We start from the raw sequence: 17,363 nt of genomic DNA on the forward strand, positions 1-17,363 counted from the left end.
CAAGACGACGTTACATGAACTTCATAATGTTAGTCGGAAGGATTCGTACACGTTCGTTTGTGTCCAACTAAACCTTTGACGACAAGACCGCCAACTTCTGAAGGGCGTTGGGTTGTAGCAAGTTTCTTGACATCTTCCTCTTCAAGACAAAGAACGTCCCTCCTATAACTCTCCCTGATTTCATCGATCGCATCTCGGCACATGTCGTTATGCAATACTGCGTCCAAGGTCTGTTTCGGTACTGGAATCTTGTCCGCCAGTCCAATTGAGCGGGCTAGAACTGCTGCGGCACCACCGAAGCCACCCGCGATATAGACAGGCTGGCGATTTCTAAGGGCCTCCAGAGTTTCTTCGATGATTCCTGGAATGCTCCCTATGTATCCATCGGAATAGTCGCTGGATTTGGGTATAGTCTTTCCTCCAATAACCAGGCGAGCTTGAGCAAACTTATACAAGGACTTTCGAATACTAGATAGTGCCTCAGCTGTGCGATCTGTTGATGTAGCTTCCCAAATGTGCGTGTTTTCAAGAGCCACCTCCTCTCCTCGATCGTTGATAACACAAATTTTTCCTGTGGATGCAAATTGTGTCTTGGAAGACAAGAGTTTTTGGAGTACTTCTTCCGATGTGATGCTTGTGCATGGGACTGTGAGATTGAACATGTGTCCAGCATGTATCGGTGTTAGTCCATAGAATGCCTGACTACATTGTCTATGCTGCCTGAGCTGAGCTTCCTCAATGTACTTTTTGATGACCTGAAGAACAGATTCTGTGAGGTCTGGTGAGTGTGTTCCTATGGCTCCTGCGTACGAAATTTTGCCGCCTGAGATTAACGCCAGTTGAGCCGTTTCGGCGACAACCGATTCTAAATGACTGGTGGTGAGCCCTAATCTATGGAGGTCCTCACTGGCTGACGCAGAGATGGACAGAGTAAAGTTGGATAGCGGTCGCTCTATCGATAGATTCGGCGTTTTAACTTCAGGCTCGCCGTGGCCGAAGGTTCCTCCTGCTGCAAAGAACAAACGAGGAGTTAAAAGATGAATATTATTTTTACTATAGTTGGCAAGTATGCATAGCTCTACCATCGTTTCATGTTCTGGTGGGAGAAGTGGCGGATCTGGATGTAGTATCCACAAATGGTTGTCGTTAGGGTACCTTTTGCGATGTTCGGATAGAAAACTGGTCAACATCAGAGGTTCTGGAAGACGAGGAGGCATAGCGTCGAATCCGCGATTGTTGTTATCGGTGTGGCCGGTATTTTTTGCGTGTCGCTCGAACTCCAGATACACTTCCTGGTTTTGCCATAGTGCATGTTTTAAGGTTTCGTCAATTAGGCGATTTAGCGCTTTTATGATTGAGAATGCTTCCGACGTTTCTGAATGGTTCTGATATGCCACCGTAGGTACGTGGTCTAGAAGAAATGATCCTCTTGATTCCCCTGTTTCTAATGCACTTAAGCAGACGATCGGCATCCCTGCTTTCTTCGCTTCCAAAACTTCCCACTGTGTCCACTCGCGAATGCTGTAGTGGTCAGTTCTAACCATCAGAAGCGCGCTCGTTTTTGCCTGTTGTCGTATGGTCTCGTTCCATTCTTGTCCAGGTTGAAGATCGTGGATATCAACAAAACTGCAGAGTTGTGTTTTTTTGACCCAACTGGCGATCTTGGAAACAACACCGTTTGTGTGAATTGTGTGCTGGTCGGATTCGGGTATATCTCGGCGAGCGTGGCTTACGAATATCTTTAGTCTGTTGCTCAGGGGAGCCTTGTGAAGTAGGTTTTGAACAACGGCTTTGCCGACATCTCTGGATAGTCGACCGTAGTCGGCTGGTGAATTATATGACTCGACTTGCGATATCGATTTAATGTTCCCTTGCGAGACTCCCTGGATGCTTGCTAACTCGTTAATAAGTGGAGCGTTTGAATAGTCGACTGTTTGCTCGGGAAGTATTGGGATGATGAGTGTTCTGTTGTCGCTGGCGTTTCGGTGATCAATTATTTGTCGAAGATACTTTGCCCAAGGGGAGTGAGTGTTAGTAGAAGTTCTGACTAGATTTTCTTCGATGTAGATTAAGATTACGGTGAATCGTGCTGGATTCCCTGTGAACGAATCGTTGGCTCCGATCATTCCTGTGGGGGTTGGTATGGGTAAAGGTGTCTCGTTCGTCGGAGATATGGATGTTGAACGTGAGTACACTTCGATAGAGCCTCCAGCCAGACCGGAGAATGCGTCGGAGTGATAATGTTCGAACAGTGAATTGCAAATTTGGGTTCCATTTTGGTCGTTTGGGTGCCAGACCACGAACATGTCTAACGTTGTCGGAGATGGAGCCGTTTTTGTTGCTTGTTTCATAGGTGTGCGGTTGTTCATACAGAACATGGTATACCGTGATTTGTGACGTGTCAGTTGTTGATCTGACAACCTGCTGCTCGTTATGTCGTAGTTGGGATATCGGAGTCGAAATCCCGTATTCTGTTGGCATGACTCGTGTTTCGACTGTCCACCCTGACGAACTTCTAGATGACACTGCCGAGAGGCCTGCTGCCTGCGGGCCGCGGCGGCGCACCGTCAGCGAGGGGCCGGCCACCGGCCACGAGGTGCTGAACAACCCGGCCTCGGCCCGTATCTCCCGTGTGGCGGGCCTGTCCCGCCGAAACGTGCGGACCAAGCACCGTCGCTTCCTCGTCGAAGGCCCCCAGGGCGTGCGTGAGGTCATCCGTCATGCTTCTGAGCGCGTGCTCGACGTCTACCTCACCGAGGCCGCCGTCGAGCGTTACAGCGAGATCTGGGATGAGGCGGTGGCGGCCGAGCTCTACGTGCACGTCACCAGTGAGCAGGTCATGGACGCCATGAGCACCGATGCCCAGGGCGTCCTCGCCGTCGTCGCCATTGAGGAGGCCTCCGGCTCCGAGGCGCTGGTCACCGCCCTGGACGGGGCTAGGCTCGTTGCCGTCCTCACCCAGGCCCAGGACCCCGGAAACGCCGGCGCCATCATCCGAGCCGCCGATGCCGCCGGAGCCGACGCCGTCGTCCTTGTGCGGGGCAGCGTGGATCCCACCGCGCCGAAGGTCGTGCGCTCCACCGCCGGAAGCCTCTTCCACCTGCCTGTCGTCACCGGTGTGGCCCTGGACGACGCCGTGGCCGCCCTTCACGAGGCTGGACTCACCGTCCTGGCGGCCGACGGACGCGGGGACTTCGACCTATTCGAGGCCGAGTCTCTCCTGGAGGCACCCAGCGCCTGGCTGCTTGGCAACGAGGCCCGCGGGCTGCCCGCAGAGGCACTGAGTCGGGCCGACGCCGTCGTCTCCATTCCCATCTACGGCAAGGCGGAGTCGCTCAACGTCGCGGCCGCCGCAGCCGTCTGCCTCTACGCCAGTGCCCGGGCACAGGCGTAGGACGCAGGCCGGCGGACCGCAGCAGACAGACGCAGCAGACTCAGAGCAGCTTGCAGATCGCCTCGGCCGCCCGGCCCGGGCCGTCCAGGCCCTTCATGAGGTCGGCCACGCGCCGAGCACGAGAACGCATGACGTCGTCGGCCAGGGCCTCGCGCACCAGGGCGGCCCAGTCGGCCCTGCGAGCCTCCTTCTGGGAAACGAGCCGAGCCGAGCCAAAGGCCACGCAGCGCTGGACATTGAAGCGCTGCTCGAGCTGCAACGGGATCCCGATGAAGGGCCACCCCTGCACGCAGCTGGTCTGTACCGTTCCCTCTCCGCCGTGGGTGATGGCCAGGTCGACGGCGTCGCCCAGCTGATGGGTCGGGATCCAGTCAGTGACATGGATGTTGAGGGGAAGTGTCTTGAGGTCCTCCTGGTGGAGGTGGGAGCGCACCGGAGCGAGCACCTGGCAGTCCGCCCGTCCCAGACCTCTGAGTACGTCAAGGACGAGCTCACGGTTCCCCGATGAGCCCACTGCGAAGTACACCAGGGGCTTGGGGCCGGCGGCCAGGTCGGTGACGAACTCGGGAACCTCTCCGGGCAGGTTGGCGTACACCGGTCCCACCACCTGGTGCCCGTCAGGCATCTCCAACCACCGGGGCAGAAGGTGCGGAGCACTGGCGATGAGGTTGAGGTCCGCGGTGAGCCCGGCGAACAGCCCCTGGGGCAGGGACACTCCGTTGGCCTTGGCCACTTGGTGGAAGGCGCGTGACAGGGGCACTCGGGTTCCAACCGTGTGGAGCAGGTGGGCGGCCGCGTTGTCGACCAGGCACTCCTCGGGGGTGGTACGGGGCAGAAAGCCGGTGGCGCCCACCTTGCGGGCAGCCTCCAAGTGGGCCAGCGAGTAGGCGAAGGGCCGTACGAAAACCAGTGGCACGCACTCGGCCCGGGCCGAAATAAACTGGCTGGGAGTTACTCCGATAACGACGGCGTCCGGACGCAGGCAACGCAGTAGCACCCGCTCGCTCGCGACTCTCTGGGCGAGCATCTGCTCGGTGAACGGGTGGCGCAGGCTGCGTCCCTGGTCGAATTCCAGCGCCAGCCGGCCCTCCTCGTCGCTGAGGTGCGGAGTGAGCAGGCGGAACTCAAAGCCTGCCGCCTTGATGTACTCGGAGTTGCGCCGCGAGAATCCCGCAAAGACGCACTCCACGTTCGAAGGCATCCGGCGCGCTACCTCAATGGCGCGGGTCACCTCGGCGAAGTTGAAGGTCTCTGGAGCAAAGAGAACCCGCGACGTGCTTTTACCTACAGCCACCGCGCACCCAGTAGTGCCTTCAGGCATGATCAGCTCCCCCTCTAAGGGTGAGGGGCACCTCAGTGCGAGGATCCCTCATCGTCTCTTATTGCACGTCGCGTACAACTGGAGGAGAGGTTAGCACGTTTATTCTTACACAGATGCCATTCTTACGATGCGGTTGGAATGCCGGAAAAATGCATGCAAGGTGGATTGGCTGGACAGGTGCTGTGGGGCGGGCTGCTTCGGAGGGGGCCTCGGCGGCGGTTGACGCACGTCCGCAGTGGCTACTCGTCAGATCGCTCCAGAGGGTGTGCCGAGGTGTGCTCCGGGGGCTGTGCATCGCCCTGCAGCGCCTGCGAGACCAGGCTTCGCAGCGCCTGAGCGGACATGTTCGTGATGGTCTCCTGGCTGATCTCCGGGTGGTCCAACCAGGCCAGGCACAGAGCGATCATCGTGCTGATCCACACCTTGGTCGCGAACATGGCGCGCTCATCAGGTTCCGTGACCCCCAGCAGCATGAGGACGAGGCGCCCGTATCGCTCGAAGCTGGTGGCCAGGGCGGCCGCGATCTCCGGGTCCTGGTCGAGGCCGCCGGTGTGCAGGGCCCGAAAGCTGTTCGGTCTGGCCTTCACATAGCCCGCGAAGGTGAAGATCGCAGCCTCCGGTGTCGGCTCGACCTGCTGCTCGACCAGGCCGTGAAGGTGAAGGATCTCGTGCTCCACGATGGCTCGGGCGAAGGCGATCTTGGAGGGGAAGTAGTGGTAGAAGAGCGTGCGTGAGACGCCGGCCCGCTTGATGATCTCGTTGACGTGGGTGCGGTCGAGCGTTCCTTCTGCGAACAGCTCGACCCCGACTCTCACTAGCTCCTCCCGACGCTGCTCGGGCTGGAGTCGGCGACGCGGATCGGCTGTATTCGCGGGGCTCATGCGCATGAGACTACGACCGGATGGTCGACTTGCGCGGTTAGGCACTCTGCGCGGCGTGTGACCATGATCCCAGTAGGGGAGCGGTGATGAGACTCGGTTGACGTCCTGGATGTGGGCGGTGCTACTCTTCCTGACGAAAGGTCAGAACTGCGACGGCCTGCTATCCACGAGTCCTTATCGCGGGAAGTGAGTGAGGGGATTGCGGTAGGCGCAGGGATTTTGACCCGATTTTCTCAAGGCTGAGGCCGGCGTGAGCTGAGGAGGAATGTAGTGCGCATGTGGATGTGTTGCTGTTGCTGTCGCTGAGACAGATATCGCTCCTATATCCACGTTGAGACGAGGTACTCGTGACCACATCCGCACCTTCTTCAGGCCAGGCAGCCGCAGACGCGACGGACGACGTCGAGCGCACCATTGACGGCGATGTACTGGTGCGCATCAGCCACGTCACCAAGTACTACGGCCGCTTCAAGGCTCTCGACGACGTCTCGCTCGACATCCACCGTGGCGAGGTCGTTGCAGTCATCGGTGCCTCCGGCTCGGGCAAGTCGACCCTGTGCCGTACCGTCAACCGCCTGGAGCCGATCCAGGAGGGTGAGATCGAGATCGACGGGATTCCGCTGCCCCAGGAGGGAAGAGCGCTCGCACAGCTGCGAGCCGAGGTGGGGATGGTCTTCCAGTCCTTCAATCTCTTCCCGCACCGAACGGTGCTGGACAACATCACCCTGGCACCCATCAAGGTGCGCGGAATCCCCCGAGGGCAGGCCGAGGAGCGGGCGCACGAGCTGCTCACCCGGGTCGGCCTGGAGGACCAGGCGGACAAGCGCCCCGCCCAGCTCTCGGGAGGTCAGCAGCAAAGGGTCGCCATTGCTCGTGCCCTGGCCATGGACCCCAAGGTCATGCTCTTCGATGAGCCCACCAGCGCCCTGGACCCGGAGATGATCAACGAGGTTCTCGACGTCATCAAGGACCTGGCCTCCTCCGGCATGACGATGCTCGTCGTCACCCATGAGATGGGATTCGCCCGTTCCGTCGCCGACAGCGTCGTCTTCATGGACGGCGGACAGATCGTCGAGGCCGGCAACCCGGATGAGTTCTTCTCCTCTCCGCGCACCGAGCGTGCCCGTGACTTCCTCTCCAAGGTGCTCAGCCACTGAGCTCCGAACCGCGCCTTCTCCCGGGCGCGGCCACCACAGCAGGCCCCGAGCCTGGGACGGTCCGTCCCCGTCCGAACGAAAGGAACACCATGACCACTCTCTCTCGCCGCGGTCTCCTGGCCACCACCGGCGCCGTCTCCCTGGCCGGCGTGCTGGCCGCCTGCGCCGACACGGGTGCCGACGGGAAGGCCGTCGCCTCGTCGTCGGTCTCCGACGCCGACTACGACAAGGCCATCAACTCCGGGCCGGTGGCCGCCGACAACGTCGTGGCCGCCTCCACCTGGGCCGCTGCCGTGAAGCAGGCGGGCAAGCTCGTGACCGGTGGGACCAAGACCTCGGAGGTCTTCTCCTGGGAGGACTCCAAGACGAAGAAGATCTCCGGCTTCGACGCGGCCATCGCCCAGGCGCTGGCCCGCTACATCATCGGCGGTGACGACGCCCGCTCCCTCCTGGAGGTTCAGCAGGTCACCTCCGACACGCGTGAGACCGTGCTGGTCAATGGCACGGTCAAGGCGGTCGTGGCCACGTACACGATCACCCCGGAGCGGGCCAAGAAGATCGACTTCGCCGGCCCCTACTACGCCTCCAGCCAGGCCATCCTGGTCAAGGCCGACAACCAGGACATCACCGGTGTGGACACTCTGACCGGGGACGTCGCAGTCCAGTCCAACTCCTCATCGGCTGCTGCACTGAAGAAGCACGCCCCCAAGGCCACCGCCAAGCCCTTCGACACCCAGGCCAAGTGCGTCGCCGCCGTCGAGAGCGGTCAGGTCAAGGCCTACGTCGTGGACCAGTCCCTGCTCAAGAGCGAGGTCCTGTCCAATGACAAGGTCAAGATCGTCGGTGACACCTTTGCCGAGGACCCCTACGGCATCGGACTTCCCAAGGACTCCGGCGCACAGGCCTTCGTCAACACCTTCCTGAAGACGATCGAGGCGGACGGCACCTGGAAGAGGATCTGGGATGCGACGATCGGCAAGTCCCTCGGTGGCGACGCCCCTCAGCCGCCGGCCATTGGCTCGGTTCCCGGGTCCTCGACCGCCGGTGTCGATGGCGCTCAGCAGACGTCCGCCTCAGAGGGAGGCTCCGCCCCGGCCTCCGAGCAGAGCTCCAGGGCGGCTTCGAAGGAGTCCTGAACGAGCTCGTTGCCCGCCGGCTCGTCACGTCGTCGACCTAGCGGTGCCCCCGGCGGGACGGCGACGTGAGAAGCCGGCAGCGTTCGCGTCATGGTGACGACCCGTATCTTTCAAGGAGGCGACTTGTGAGTGCCATTACCGACAATCTGGCTGATATCGGTTCGGGGCTGCTGGTCACGCTGATGATCTCTGCCCTGTCCTACCTGGGTGGCCTGGTCCTGGGATCGCTCATGGCCATCTTTCGGGTCGGCCCCATTCCTCCGCTGCGGGCACTGGGCGCGGCGTGGGTGACGGTGGCCTGCAATATCCCCAACCTGTGCCTCATGGTGCTCATCGGCCTGGCGCTTCCCAACATCGGCATCAGGATCCCCCTGTTCTGGTCGGTGATCGTCGCGCTGATCTTCTCCTCGTCCGGATTCGTGTGCGAGACAGTGCGCAGCGGAATCAACTCGGTGTCGAAGGGACAGATCGAGGCCGCCCGCGCTCTGGGGATGCCCTTCGGGCTCATCATTCGCGGCATCGTCCTGCCCCAGGCGCTGGCGCGCACGATTCAGCCGCTGGTCAACATCTTCATCGCCTGCCTCATCGGTTCCTCGCTCGCCGCCGCGGTCGGCGTCGTCGAGCTGACGGCGGTCACGCAGAGAATCAACCAGGATCGAGCCGAGGGCGTCATCACCTTCCTCACCTCAGGGCTGACCTACCTGGCGATCGCCTTCGCCGCCACGAAGCTCGGCGGGCTCCTTGAGAGACGCCTCGAGTTCATGGGGAAGGAGCGAGCATGAGCTCACGCATCACGCCCATGACGGACCCCCGTCCCGCCAAGCGAGGCAAAAGGGCCGGGGCGACGGACGCGGCGCTGCTCTTCGATGAGCCGGGGCCGCGTGGGCGCATCATGATCGCCGTCGGATCGGTCTTCGCGGTTCTCGGAATCGCGGCGCTGCTGGGCGCGGTCCTCTACCGTCTGGACCTCGCGGGTCAGCTCGACTACCCCGAGTGGCGCTACTTCCTGGGACGCTCCGTCGTCAGCCAGCTCCTGGAGGCGGCCGGCAACACTCTGTCCCTAGGTGCTGTCGCGGCCGTCCTCACCTTCCCGCTGGGAATCGTCCTGGGCTGGCTCCGCATGCTGGATAACCGCCCCGTGCGGTGGCTGGTGGGCCTGTGGATCGACGCCATGCGAGCGGTACCGATGCTGCTGCTCGTCTACTTCTTCCTGCTGGTCGTTCCTCGGTTCGTGGGCGTCTCGGATTTCTGGAAGCTGGCCCTTCCTATCGTCATGTGCACCTCGGCGACGACGGCGGAGGTCTTCCGCTCCGGCGTCCGGGCGCTGGATCGGGGTCAGACGGAGGCCTCCCTGGCCCTGGGGATGAGTCGGTCTCTGACGATGCGTCTCATCCTGGCGCCGCAGGCCCTGCGCCTCATGCTCCCGACCCTCATCACGCAGATGGTCACCATCATCAAGGGCACCACGCTCGCCTACGTGCTCGCCTACCCCGACCTCATGTACCGAGGCTCCCAGATGATCGGTCAAGCCAAGAAGGAAGTTCACTTATCCGTCTTCTTCCAGACCTACATCATCATCGCCGTCCTCTACGTCATCGTGAACTGGGCCCTGGGGGCGCTGGCGAGGTGCATCGAGTCACGTACCCGGTGAGGGCGGACCGGCGCTGTCCGCTTCTTCCTAAGGAATGGAGCCGGTCAGCTGATGCCTGAGGCGTCGGTGGCGCACACACGCAGGCGGTGCCCATCGGGGTCGGTAGCCACGAAGGTGTAACCGAACTCGAGCACGGTCGGCTCCAGGATCATGGGAATGCCCAGGGCCTTCCATTGCGCGTGAAGGCGGTCGACATCGACGTGCTCGACGTCGCTCAGGCTCAGCTCGCTTCCGCCCACACACGGTTCCGCGGCGGGTTCAATCTCGTCGGCCGCCTGCAGGCCGAGAGTGACGTCGTCGGACAATGCGAAGACGCTGAATCCCGGATAGGTCTCAATCGGTCCGTGCCCGAGAATCCTGCGGTAGAAAGCGGTGCTCGCCTCGACGTCGGAGACGTAGAGGATGACGCTGTTGGGAACGAAGGCAGTCATGGTGATGCTCCTAGGATCTTCACGGGGACACAACCCGGGTGGACGGCATCGAGGTTAGAGACTATTGGTGCCACCTTGTGTCACGTACGTGCGAGGATGAGTCGGTGCGTGCCGACCGCTTGCTGTCCATGATCTGGCTGCTGCGTGCCCACGGCTATCTGCCTGCCTCGGACCTGGCGCAGCGGCTAGAGGTCTCACGGCGTACCGTGCTGCGGGACGTCGAGGCGCTGTCGGCTGCGGGAGTGCCGGTATGGTGCGAGCGGGGACCTCACGGTGGAGTGAGAATCGACCCCGGCTTTCGCATTGACGTGACAGGACTGAACCGTGAGGAGAGCCGAGCCCTCTTCGCCGGTCTCACCAGTTGGGGCGCTGCGCGTCTGGGCCTTGGTGATGCCCTCGCCTCCGCCGCTCGCAAACTGCTTGCCGCCGTCCCCGACAACCATCGCAGCCGGTCCATGAGCATTGCATCGCGCGTCGTGGTTGATCCTCAAGGATGGCTTCCCCTTCCCGAGAGCGAGCGGGCCGACGCCGTCTTCCGCGCCGTTCAGGAAGCGGTCTTGACGCGCCATCGGCTGCGTATGGTCTTCCGTGACAAGTCGAGGACGACGACGCAGGAGGTCGTCGATCCGCACGGAATGGTTGCCGCCAGTCGCAGCTGGTACCTGTGCGCCTCACACGGCGCCGAGGTTCGATTCACCAAGCTCTCTCGGATCGAGGAGGCTGATGTACTCACTGAGGCGTGCTCCGATGACTCCGGCTTCGACATGGCCACGGCATGGCAGAAGCAGCGTGAGGAATTTCTCGAGAGGTTCGAGGCCATCACCGCCACCGCCTGGGTGCGGGATGAGCGCTGGAGCGACGTGCAGGAGTGGACGTTGCGCGCAATGACGACCGATGAAGATGACGAGCGCCCCGGAGATGACGGATGGACCTGTTTCCAGCTGGAGTTCATGGACCACCTCCATGCCATGACGATTCTTCTCCGGCTCGGCCCGGACGCCCGCGTCATCGCACCCGTTTCCCTGCGTCAGGACCTCGTCGGATACCTGGAGCGCACGCTTGAGCGGTATCAGGACGACAGCGCCTGATGACCTAACGTTGAGGCGGGGAGGGGCAGGCACCCGTCCTCATGAATCGAAGGAGGCGCTCCATGTCCAAGGCCGTGCAGGAGGACAGTCCTGTTCCGCGGCGTCGAGCCGACACCGATGCCAGAGTGTCCGCAGCGGTTCTTGAGCAACTGAGCTCTCGCGGCTATCAGGGACTGACGATCGAGGGCGTTGCCAGGCAATCCGGTGTGGCCAAGACGACGATCTACCGGCGTTGGCAGTCGAAGGCGGAGATGGTGTTCGACCTGGTCATTCATCGTGGCGGCACTGAGGGAATCACCGACTCCGGGTCCCTTTCCGGAGACATTGAGACGCTTGCCGGACGAGTGGTTGAGCTCATCGCCGTCGAACCGGGCAGAAGCGCGCTCCCCGGTCTGCTGGCCGATATGGCCGGTGACCCTGACCTCACCTCACGACTGCAGCAGAGCGTCGTCTCGGCCGTGCGCGCCGACATCGTGGCGATGATCGATCGTGCGGTATCCCGGGGTGAAGTGGAGGGGAGCATCGACGTCGACGATCTGTACGCTGCACTGCTCGGCGTTCCGTACGTGCATGTGCATCTTCTTGGCCACGTGCGGCCCGACTCTCTGCGCAGGGAGCTGTCAGAGGTCCTCCTGACGCTACTGGGAGCCGTTCAGAGAAGCTGAACCATGGACACGGGCTTTCCCATGGCTGTCCTCCTCGTGTTGCGCTACGCTACGTAGCGTAGCGCAACACGAGGAGGAATGATGAACACGCAGGATGCGATGTGGGCGGTGCAGTTCCGCTCCTACGGCTCTCCGGAGGTGCTTGAGGTGGGAACGGCCACCATGCCGAGTCCGGGCCCCAAGGACGTTGTTGTCGAGGTTGCCGCCTTCAGCATCAATGCCGTCGACCTTCAGACGAGACGAGGAAAGATGCGTCTGTTCGACGGAATGGGGTTTCCGAAGGGAACGGGTGTGGACTTCGCTGGACTCGTGCATGAAGTCGGCGACCGAGTCAGGGGAGTGAGGATAGGGGCGCGAGTCTGGGGATACCTGGGGATGAAACCTCCGGGGCGGGCGGCTGCGGGCGCGCAGTATGTCCGAGTCCGTGCCGATCGGGTTACCCCTGCTCCCAGTGCGGTCACCCTTACTGAAGCTGCGGCCCTTCCTCTTGCTGGCCTGACTGCTGTGCAGGCCCTTCGTCCTCTCAAGGTCCGTCGGGGAGATCGTGTGCTTGTGGTGGGCGGAAACGGCGGCGTCGGTTCCACGGTGGTTCAGGTCGCCCGCATCATGGGAGCGGATGTGGATGCCGTGGTCGGTGTCCGTGGTGGCGTGGCCGCCGGCGCTGGCGCGCAGCAGGTGTTCGACTACCACGATCTGAAGCCCTCGGACATACCCGGTCGCTACGACGTCGTTGTCGACACTGCAGGTACGGACACGTCTGCGTATCGGGGGATCCTCAGGCCCGGAGGGCGTATGGCGGCCATTGCCCCCGGAGCCTTCTGGGACATTCTGAAGTCCGTGCTCTCGCCGGGACCGGTCATTCGCATGGTATCGGGAAAGCCGAATGCCAAGGATCTGGCCTGGCTCGCTGCGAAGGTCAACACCGGCGAGCTCAAGCCGATCCTCGCCGCGACCTACCCGCTCGATCGAATTGCGGAGGCGCATCGCGACGCCGAGAACCTGTCGGCTGCCGGAAAACGCATCGTCCTCGCGCAGTGAGGCCGGCGAGTGGGCTCGGTGCTACGCCCTGTCCCTGCCCGCTGTCGCGGAGGACTGAAGGAGGAGAGGCAGGAGCCTGTCCAGGTTTTGCTGGTCACCGGGGGAGAGGTGCTTGCGCAGGTCGATGTCGAGCGTCTCGACGACGTCGGCGGCGAGCCGTAGCAGCCCGCGCCCCTCGTCGGTGATCTCGACGGCCTGCACGCGACGATCCCTTGTGCTGCGGGTCCTGCGCACGGCGCCGATGTTGACGAGCTGGTCAACCAGCGACACCACCAGGCTCGGGGCGACACCGAGATGTGTGGCGATCTCTCGCTGAGAGCTTGCCATTCCGCTGTCGACGACGGCGAGCAGTCCCACCTGCTTGTGGGTGAGGCCGGTGTGCTGGATGAGCAGTGAGAACGATCGGGTGATCTGGGCTCCTGCGATACCGAGCTGGAAGCACGCCGAGGACAGAATCGCGTGGCCGTCTTCTCTTCCCATGACGTCAACGGTACACTTCGGAATGATTCAGTTTTGAATGATATGAAGGAGTGGTCCTCATGCCATGGTGGCTCGCACTGCTGAACTCGTCGCTGGGAATCATCTCAGCAGGCTTCGGTGTCGTCGCGGTGATCCGCCCGCAGACGCTCGACCCTTCCGGGGACGGCGAGTCCGGGGGACGTTTCTATCCGGCCATGTACGCGGCCCGGAGCGTCCCGCTCGGAGTGCTGGTCGCTGCCGTCGTCTGGTTGGCTCCTGCTCGGCCGCTGACCTTGCTCGTCCTGGTCGCAGCGGCGGTCGCCCAGCTAGGAGACGCCGCTATCGGTGTCGTGCACCGCGTGCCGGGAATGGTTGCGTTCCCTCTTGTCGTGGCCCTTCTCCACCTGGTCACCGCGGCCTGTGTGCTCTGAGAGCAACAGAAGATGACGAGGTAGGAGAATGCGTCTCGTTGTCAGGAGGGCAGGTCGCGGCGGGTGTAGGCGACCATGCCGATCGCAACGCCGACGAGGCCAACCGCAGTCTGGACGGCCAAGGGCTTCCAGTCGGGGGAGCCGACGACGTCGAGATGGTGACCCAGTACGCTGAGATCCTTGGCCCAGTCCTTGAGCTCCACGAGCCCGCCGAAGAACTGGGCGAAGGCGCTCCAGGCGACTACCGCCCAGGACATGCCCGTGAGCTTCGGTGCCATGCCGACCAGGGCTGCCGCGATGCCGACGGCCGCCACCATGCCGGGCAGCTGACTCACCGTGAACACGAAGGACCGTGCCACGGCGTGGTCGTCCGTGAGCTGAGTCGCCGTCGTCGCCGCGAGGACCGTTGCCGAGACGAGCAGCAGGACTATCGACTCGAGCAGCGCGCTGAGAACCTGGGAGAGGAACAAACGGCTGCGGCTGACTCCGGTAGCAAGCTCGACCTCCACCAGGCCCGCGTGTTCCAGGCCCGCCAACCGGTTCATCCTGCGCACTGCCGCCACGGCCACGAGCAGCACCGTTACCACCGTCAGCAGGGACATGAACTGCTCCACTGCGGACCCCGAGGCCATCTTGCCGACATAGGACGCCGTCGGAGAGTCCGGGGCGAGAAGATCGTTGACGCTTCCCGACACCGAGCCGTACAGGGCCGCAAGACCCGTCGAGGCCAGAGCCCAGCCCAGGACGCCGCGCCGGGACAGACGAGCGAGCAGATCCATGTGGCCGCGTATCCTCCACCTGCGTTGAGACGAGCTGCGGTCGGGCAGGTAGCCGTCCAGGTACTCGCGGCGCGCGGCGAGCACCACGGCGCTGAGTGCCAGAGCGATGGCAACGGTGCAGCACACCGCGAGCACCGTGAACCGGTCATCGGTGTAAGGACGCACGAGGTCGCGCCAGCCCAAGGGAGTCATCCACCTGAGCCAGTCCGAGCGGCTGCCGTCCGAGAGCTGGTCGGCGCTCACTCGCATCACGAAGGCGATCGCGAGCACGATCATGGACAGGCTCCGAGCCTGACCGACCTGCCGTCCCAGCTGGGAGGCCACCGCCGCGACGGCCGAGAACGCCCATCCGGTCACGCAGATCGTCCCGGCCAGTGCCCAGGCGCCGGAGACCGTCAGCTCCTCAATGCTCCTGGTCTGCCAGGTCAGAATGCCCCCGACTCCCGCAGACAGGCCGCCGATGATCATCCAGACGACTGTCACCGGAACAACAAGAGGAACCGCCCTGCCGGTGCCCGTGGAGCGCAGGACCTCGGTGAGTCCCTCGTCCTCGTCTCCCCGCAGCATCCGGCAGGTCAGCAGGATCGCCATGAGCGAGGTGCACACGAGCAGGAAGGTCCCGGTCTCCCATTGCAGGAGCTGACCGAGCCGGCCGGGCATGGGGACATAGCCGTAGAGCAGCTGGGTTCCCGGAGACTTGCGCATCTGCTCGATGAGCACCGTCCGGGTCTCCAGCGAGGGGTAGATGCTCTCGTAGCTCGGCGCGGTGACGCCGACTAACAGCCACAGGGGTACCAGCCAAGCGGCGACCTGAACCCTGAATCGTCTCAGCAGAATCCGCAGGCAGGTGCTCCATCCGGCCAGGGCGCTGCCCGCCCCGGTCCTGACGGCCGGCACCGTCGCGCCCGCTGCTGTGCTCGATGCGGCGTTCATCAGGCCTCCTCGTAGTGACGCAGGAAGAGATCCTCCAGACTGGCCGGCTCGCAGGTGACGTCCTGGATCCGGTGCTCGCCCGCCAGGCTCAGCACCGCCGGCACCCGCTCTGCCGGCACCTCAAGGCTGAGGCGGCCACTGTCCTCGACGACGTCGAGATCCATGGTCTCCAGTTCCTGCGAGACGATGGCGAGCTCGTCGGTCGGAACGCCCAGCTCGATACGGGTGCGTGACAGACGCCGCAGGGTTCCCAGATCACCGTGCTCGACGACATGGCCGTTCTTGATGATCGTCACCGCGCTGCACAGGCGTTGAACCTCGGCCAGGATGTGGCTGGAGAGCAGAACCGTACGGCCCTCGCCGGCGGCCCTGGCGACCTCCTCGGTGAAGACCCGCTCCATGAGAGGATCCAGGCCGCTGGTGGGCTCGTCGAGCACGAGCAGCCGTGTCGGTGCGGCCAGGGCGGCCACGAGCGCCACCTTTTGACGATTCCCCTTGGAGTAGGTCCGTACCCGCTTGGTCGGATCGAGTTCGAACCGCTCGATGAGCTCGGCCTCCCGATCGGCGTCGCGCGATCCGCGCAGTCCGGCCAGGGCATCGAGCACCTGTCCGCCGGTCAGGGCCGGCCACAGCGCCACATCACCGGGGACATAGGAGACCTGCCGGTTGATGAGCGCGGCATCCCTCCACGGCTCGCGGCCCAGCACGCTCACGCTTCCCTCGTCGGGCCGGTAGAGCCCCAGCAGCACTCGGATAGTTGTGGACTTACCCGCCCCGTTGGGGCCGAGGAAGCCGTGGACGCTGCCCGACTCCACCTCCAGGTCGAGGTGGTCCAGTGCCCTGAAGCGTCCGAAGCGCTTGACCAGACCGCGCACGTGCACCGGTGACTCAGGGCCGGCTGTCAGGTCACGGACCGCAGTGGGAGGGGGATCCGTGGTGGGCTGAGCCGCGTCCGTACGGGATGTTGCTGCTGACGTCCTGGTTGCCTTCTTTGCCTTGGCTCTCACAGCACTGGCTCCTCTCCCGCCGAGCGGCGGATAGTTGCGGCGAAGTCCGGATCGGCGAGCATGAGCTCCATGAGCTCAGCCACGAAGGCCTGCTGAGCCGGGTGAGGGTAGCTGGAGGTGGTCAGCACGTGGGTGAGTCGCCACATGGCGCGCCCCACAGCGCCCGAGGGCAGGTCGTCCAGGACGGCCAGGGCGTGCTCCTTGTGGCGGCACGCCAGCCCCCAGCTGTTGTGCACGAGCCGGTGCGCCTCGGCCCGGCCCTCCTTCTCCGGCAATGTGGACAGCCGGGTGAAGTCCGCGATCTGCTGGGCGGCCAGTTCCCGATCGGCCTCATCCAGTCCCTCGATGAAGGGGATCGCACTGTCGGGCACCATGCCCAGCGAGGCGAGTACCACCATCATCTGGCGCTCGGCCCACAGTCCTCGCATGCTGCCGCCCAGGTGGGCGATCCTGGCCTCCATGTCGTCGTAGAAACGCGTCAGGGCGCTGGGGGCGGGGGACAGACCCTCACCGCGCTCCACCCGGGTGATGAGCTCATCGACACGGGAGGCCTGCTCGGCCAGGCTGCGTTGCTGTGCCTCGATCGTGCCCCGAGTGGCCCGCAGGTCACGCAGCACCGCCTCACGGCGGGAGTCCTGATCGGTGCCGATCGTGTCCGAGGCGAGCATCTCAGCCACCTGAGTCAGCGACAGTCCGCCGTCGGCCAGCCACCGGATACGCAGCAGACGGGCCACGTGCTCGACGCCGTACTCGCGCCGCCCCCGCACCGTGGGCGGAATCTCCAGTAGACCCAGGTGGTGGTAGTAGCGCACCGCCCTCGGCGTGGTGCCGGCGATCCGGGCAAGCTCCTTGACGTGCATGAATCCATCTCAGCAGGTGACGTAACGTCACCGTCAAGTCCCGGGTGGCGACAACCTGACCGGACCGCATGACAGGGCGGGGAAGGATTCACCGCGCCACCCCGATGACGGGACGATTTACACCCTCGCGAC

General features: G+C 63.2%; 17 protein-coding genes. 9 read left to right on the forward strand and 8 right to left on the reverse strand.

The window, feature by feature from the left end:
- Window positions 1-29 precede the first annotated feature (29 nt).
- Window positions 30-2,369 (reverse strand): hypothetical protein, encoded by a 2,340-nt coding sequence (locus BKH33_RS13480; protein WP_158068331.1) that lies wholly within the window; start codon window positions 2,367-2,369, stop codon window positions 30-32.
- Window positions 2,370-2,479: 110 nt separating this feature from the next.
- On the opposite strand from BKH33_RS13480, the gene BKH33_RS00835 reads away from it, so the two are divergent.
- Entirely contained in the window at window positions 2,480-3,394 is a 915-nt protein-coding gene (locus BKH33_RS00835; RefSeq protein WP_003784958.1) for a TrmH family RNA methyltransferase, read from the forward strand.
- A gap of 40 nt (window positions 3,395-3,434) precedes the next feature.
- On the opposite strand, the gene BKH33_RS00840 is transcribed toward BKH33_RS00835, so the two are convergent.
- Both BKH33_RS00840 and BKH33_RS00845 read right to left on the reverse strand, forming a co-directional pair.
- Window positions 3,435-4,715, reverse strand: a complete 1,281-nt coding sequence (locus BKH33_RS00840) for a glycosyltransferase (protein WP_003784953.1) — start codon at window positions 4,713-4,715, stop codon at window positions 3,435-3,437.
- 239 nt (window positions 4,716-4,954) lie between these two features.
- Window positions 4,955-5,596 carry a TetR/AcrR family transcriptional regulator gene (locus BKH33_RS00845; protein ID WP_232621488.1) on the reverse strand — a complete coding sequence of 214 codons (642 nt, stop codon included), beginning with the start codon at window positions 5,594-5,596 and terminating at the stop codon, window positions 4,955-4,957.
- Between the two features lie 347 nt (window positions 5,597-5,943).
- Here BKH33_RS00845 and BKH33_RS00850 point away from each other — a divergent pair, with 347 nt between their 5' ends.
- The 4 genes from BKH33_RS00850 to BKH33_RS00865 all read left to right on the forward strand — a co-directional run bounded on the left by BKH33_RS00850 (window position 5,944) and on the right by BKH33_RS00865 (window position 9,540).
- Window positions 5,944-6,753: an amino acid ABC transporter ATP-binding protein gene (locus tag BKH33_RS00850; RefSeq protein WP_003784959.1), complete on the forward strand. Its 810-nt coding sequence runs from the start codon at window positions 5,944-5,946 to the stop codon at window positions 6,751-6,753.
- An 89-nt stretch (window positions 6,754-6,842) separates the two neighbouring features.
- Window positions 6,843-7,889, forward strand: coding sequence for a glutamate ABC transporter substrate-binding protein (locus tag BKH33_RS00855; protein ID WP_076078111.1), 1,047 nt, complete (start codon window positions 6,843-6,845; stop codon window positions 7,887-7,889).
- 125 nt (window positions 7,890-8,014) lie between these two features.
- Entirely contained in the window at window positions 8,015-8,671 is a 657-nt protein-coding gene (locus BKH33_RS00860; protein ID WP_003785139.1) for an amino acid ABC transporter permease, read from the forward strand.
- Window positions 8,668-9,540, forward strand: coding sequence for an amino acid ABC transporter permease (locus BKH33_RS00865; protein WP_003785142.1), 873 nt, complete (start codon window positions 8,668-8,670; stop codon window positions 9,538-9,540). The genes BKH33_RS00860 and BKH33_RS00865 overlap by 4 nt, the downstream gene beginning before the upstream one ends.
- A gap of 44 nt (window positions 9,541-9,584) precedes the next feature.
- Here BKH33_RS00865 and BKH33_RS00870 read toward each other — a convergent pair whose 3' ends face one another.
- Window positions 9,585-9,971, reverse strand: coding sequence for a VOC family protein (locus BKH33_RS00870; RefSeq protein WP_003785149.1), 387 nt, complete (start codon window positions 9,969-9,971; stop codon window positions 9,585-9,587).
- Between the two features lie 104 nt (window positions 9,972-10,075).
- On the opposite strand from BKH33_RS00870, the gene BKH33_RS00875 reads away from it, so the two are divergent.
- The 3 genes from BKH33_RS00875 to BKH33_RS00885 all read left to right on the forward strand — a co-directional run bounded on the left by BKH33_RS00875 (window position 10,076) and on the right by BKH33_RS00885 (window position 12,762).
- Window positions 10,076-11,059 (forward strand): helix-turn-helix transcriptional regulator, encoded by a 984-nt coding sequence (locus BKH33_RS00875; RefSeq protein WP_003785133.1) that lies wholly within the window; start codon window positions 10,076-10,078, stop codon window positions 11,057-11,059.
- Window positions 11,060-11,121: 62 nt separating this feature from the next.
- Entirely contained in the window at window positions 11,122-11,724 is a 603-nt protein-coding gene (locus BKH33_RS00880) for a TetR/AcrR family transcriptional regulator (protein ID WP_003785151.1), read from the forward strand.
- A gap of 81 nt (window positions 11,725-11,805) precedes the next feature.
- Window positions 11,806-12,762: an NADP-dependent oxidoreductase gene (locus BKH33_RS00885; RefSeq protein WP_003785147.1), complete on the forward strand. Its 957-nt coding sequence runs from the start codon at window positions 11,806-11,808 to the stop codon at window positions 12,760-12,762.
- A 21-nt stretch (window positions 12,763-12,783) separates the two neighbouring features.
- On the opposite strand, the gene BKH33_RS00890 is transcribed toward BKH33_RS00885, so the two are convergent.
- On the reverse strand, window positions 12,784-13,242 hold the full coding sequence (locus tag BKH33_RS00890) for a MarR family winged helix-turn-helix transcriptional regulator (RefSeq protein ID WP_003785135.1): 459 nt from the start codon (window positions 13,240-13,242) through the stop codon (window positions 12,784-12,786).
- A gap of 50 nt (window positions 13,243-13,292) precedes the next feature.
- Here BKH33_RS00890 and BKH33_RS00895 point away from each other — a divergent pair, with 50 nt between their 5' ends.
- Window positions 13,293-13,652 carry a hypothetical protein gene (locus tag BKH33_RS00895; protein ID WP_003785129.1) on the forward strand — a complete coding sequence of 120 codons (360 nt, stop codon included), beginning with the start codon at window positions 13,293-13,295 and terminating at the stop codon, window positions 13,650-13,652.
- A gap of 41 nt (window positions 13,653-13,693) precedes the next feature.
- On the opposite strand, the gene BKH33_RS00900 is transcribed toward BKH33_RS00895, so the two are convergent.
- Genes BKH33_RS00900 through BKH33_RS00910 form a run of 3 tightly spaced genes read right to left on the reverse strand, consistent with a single transcriptional unit; the run spans window position 13,694 to window position 17,231 of the window.
- The gene (locus BKH33_RS00900; RefSeq protein WP_003785130.1) at window positions 13,694-15,364 is read right to left on the reverse strand and encodes an ABC transporter permease; all 1,671 of its coding nucleotides are present in this window, start codon (window positions 15,362-15,364) and stop codon (window positions 13,694-13,696) included.
- A complete protein-coding gene (locus BKH33_RS00905) occupies window positions 15,364-16,371 on the reverse strand; it encodes an ABC transporter ATP-binding protein (RefSeq protein WP_043539840.1) in 1,008 nt (335 codons plus the stop codon). Before BKH33_RS00905 ends, BKH33_RS00900 begins: the two co-directional genes overlap by 1 nt.
- Window positions 16,368-17,231, reverse strand: coding sequence for a MerR family transcriptional regulator (locus tag BKH33_RS00910; RefSeq protein WP_076142443.1), 864 nt, complete (start codon window positions 17,229-17,231; stop codon window positions 16,368-16,370). The genes BKH33_RS00905 and BKH33_RS00910 overlap by 4 nt, the downstream gene beginning before the upstream one ends.
- Window positions 17,232-17,363: the final 132 nt, after the last annotated feature.

The organism is Actinomyces naeslundii (assembly GCF_001956585.1).
Lineage (GTDB): Bacteria > Actinomycetota > Actinomycetes > Actinomycetales > Actinomycetaceae > Actinomyces > Actinomyces naeslundii.

Excerpts from the sequence above, each read along its gene's own strand:
- BKH33_RS13480 (WP_158068331.1), bottom strand. The coding sequence starts at position 2,369 with ATGAACAACCGCACACCTATGAAACAAGCAACAAAAACGGCTCCATCT.
- BKH33_RS00835 (WP_003784958.1), top strand. The coding sequence starts at position 2,480 with ATGACTCGTGTTTCGACTGTCCACCCTGACGAACTTCTAGATGACACT.
- BKH33_RS00840 (WP_003784953.1), bottom strand. The coding sequence starts at position 4,715 with ATGCCTGAAGGCACTACTGGGTGCGCGGTGGCTGTAGGTAAAAGCACG.
- BKH33_RS00845 (WP_232621488.1), bottom strand. The coding sequence starts at position 5,596 with ATGAGCCCCGCGAATACAGCCGATCCGCGTCGCCGACTCCAGCCCGAG.
- BKH33_RS00855 (WP_076078111.1), top strand. The coding sequence starts at position 6,843 with ATGACCACTCTCTCTCGCCGCGGTCTCCTGGCCACCACCGGCGCCGTC.
- BKH33_RS00865 (WP_003785142.1), top strand. The coding sequence starts at position 8,668 with ATGAGCTCACGCATCACGCCCATGACGGACCCCCGTCCCGCCAAGCGA.
- BKH33_RS00870 (WP_003785149.1), bottom strand. The coding sequence starts at position 9,971 with ATGACTGCCTTCGTTCCCAACAGCGTCATCCTCTACGTCTCCGACGTC.
- BKH33_RS00880 (WP_003785151.1), top strand. The coding sequence starts at position 11,122 with ATGTCCAAGGCCGTGCAGGAGGACAGTCCTGTTCCGCGGCGTCGAGCC.
- BKH33_RS00885 (WP_003785147.1), top strand. The coding sequence starts at position 11,806 with ATGAACACGCAGGATGCGATGTGGGCGGTGCAGTTCCGCTCCTACGGC.
- BKH33_RS00890 (WP_003785135.1), bottom strand. The coding sequence starts at position 13,242 with ATGGGAAGAGAAGACGGCCACGCGATTCTGTCCTCGGCGTGCTTCCAG.
- BKH33_RS00900 (WP_003785130.1), bottom strand. The coding sequence starts at position 15,364 with ATGAACGCCGCATCGAGCACAGCAGCGGGCGCGACGGTGCCGGCCGTC.
- BKH33_RS00910 (WP_076142443.1), bottom strand. The coding sequence starts at position 17,231 with ATGCACGTCAAGGAGCTTGCCCGGATCGCCGGCACCACGCCGAGGGCG.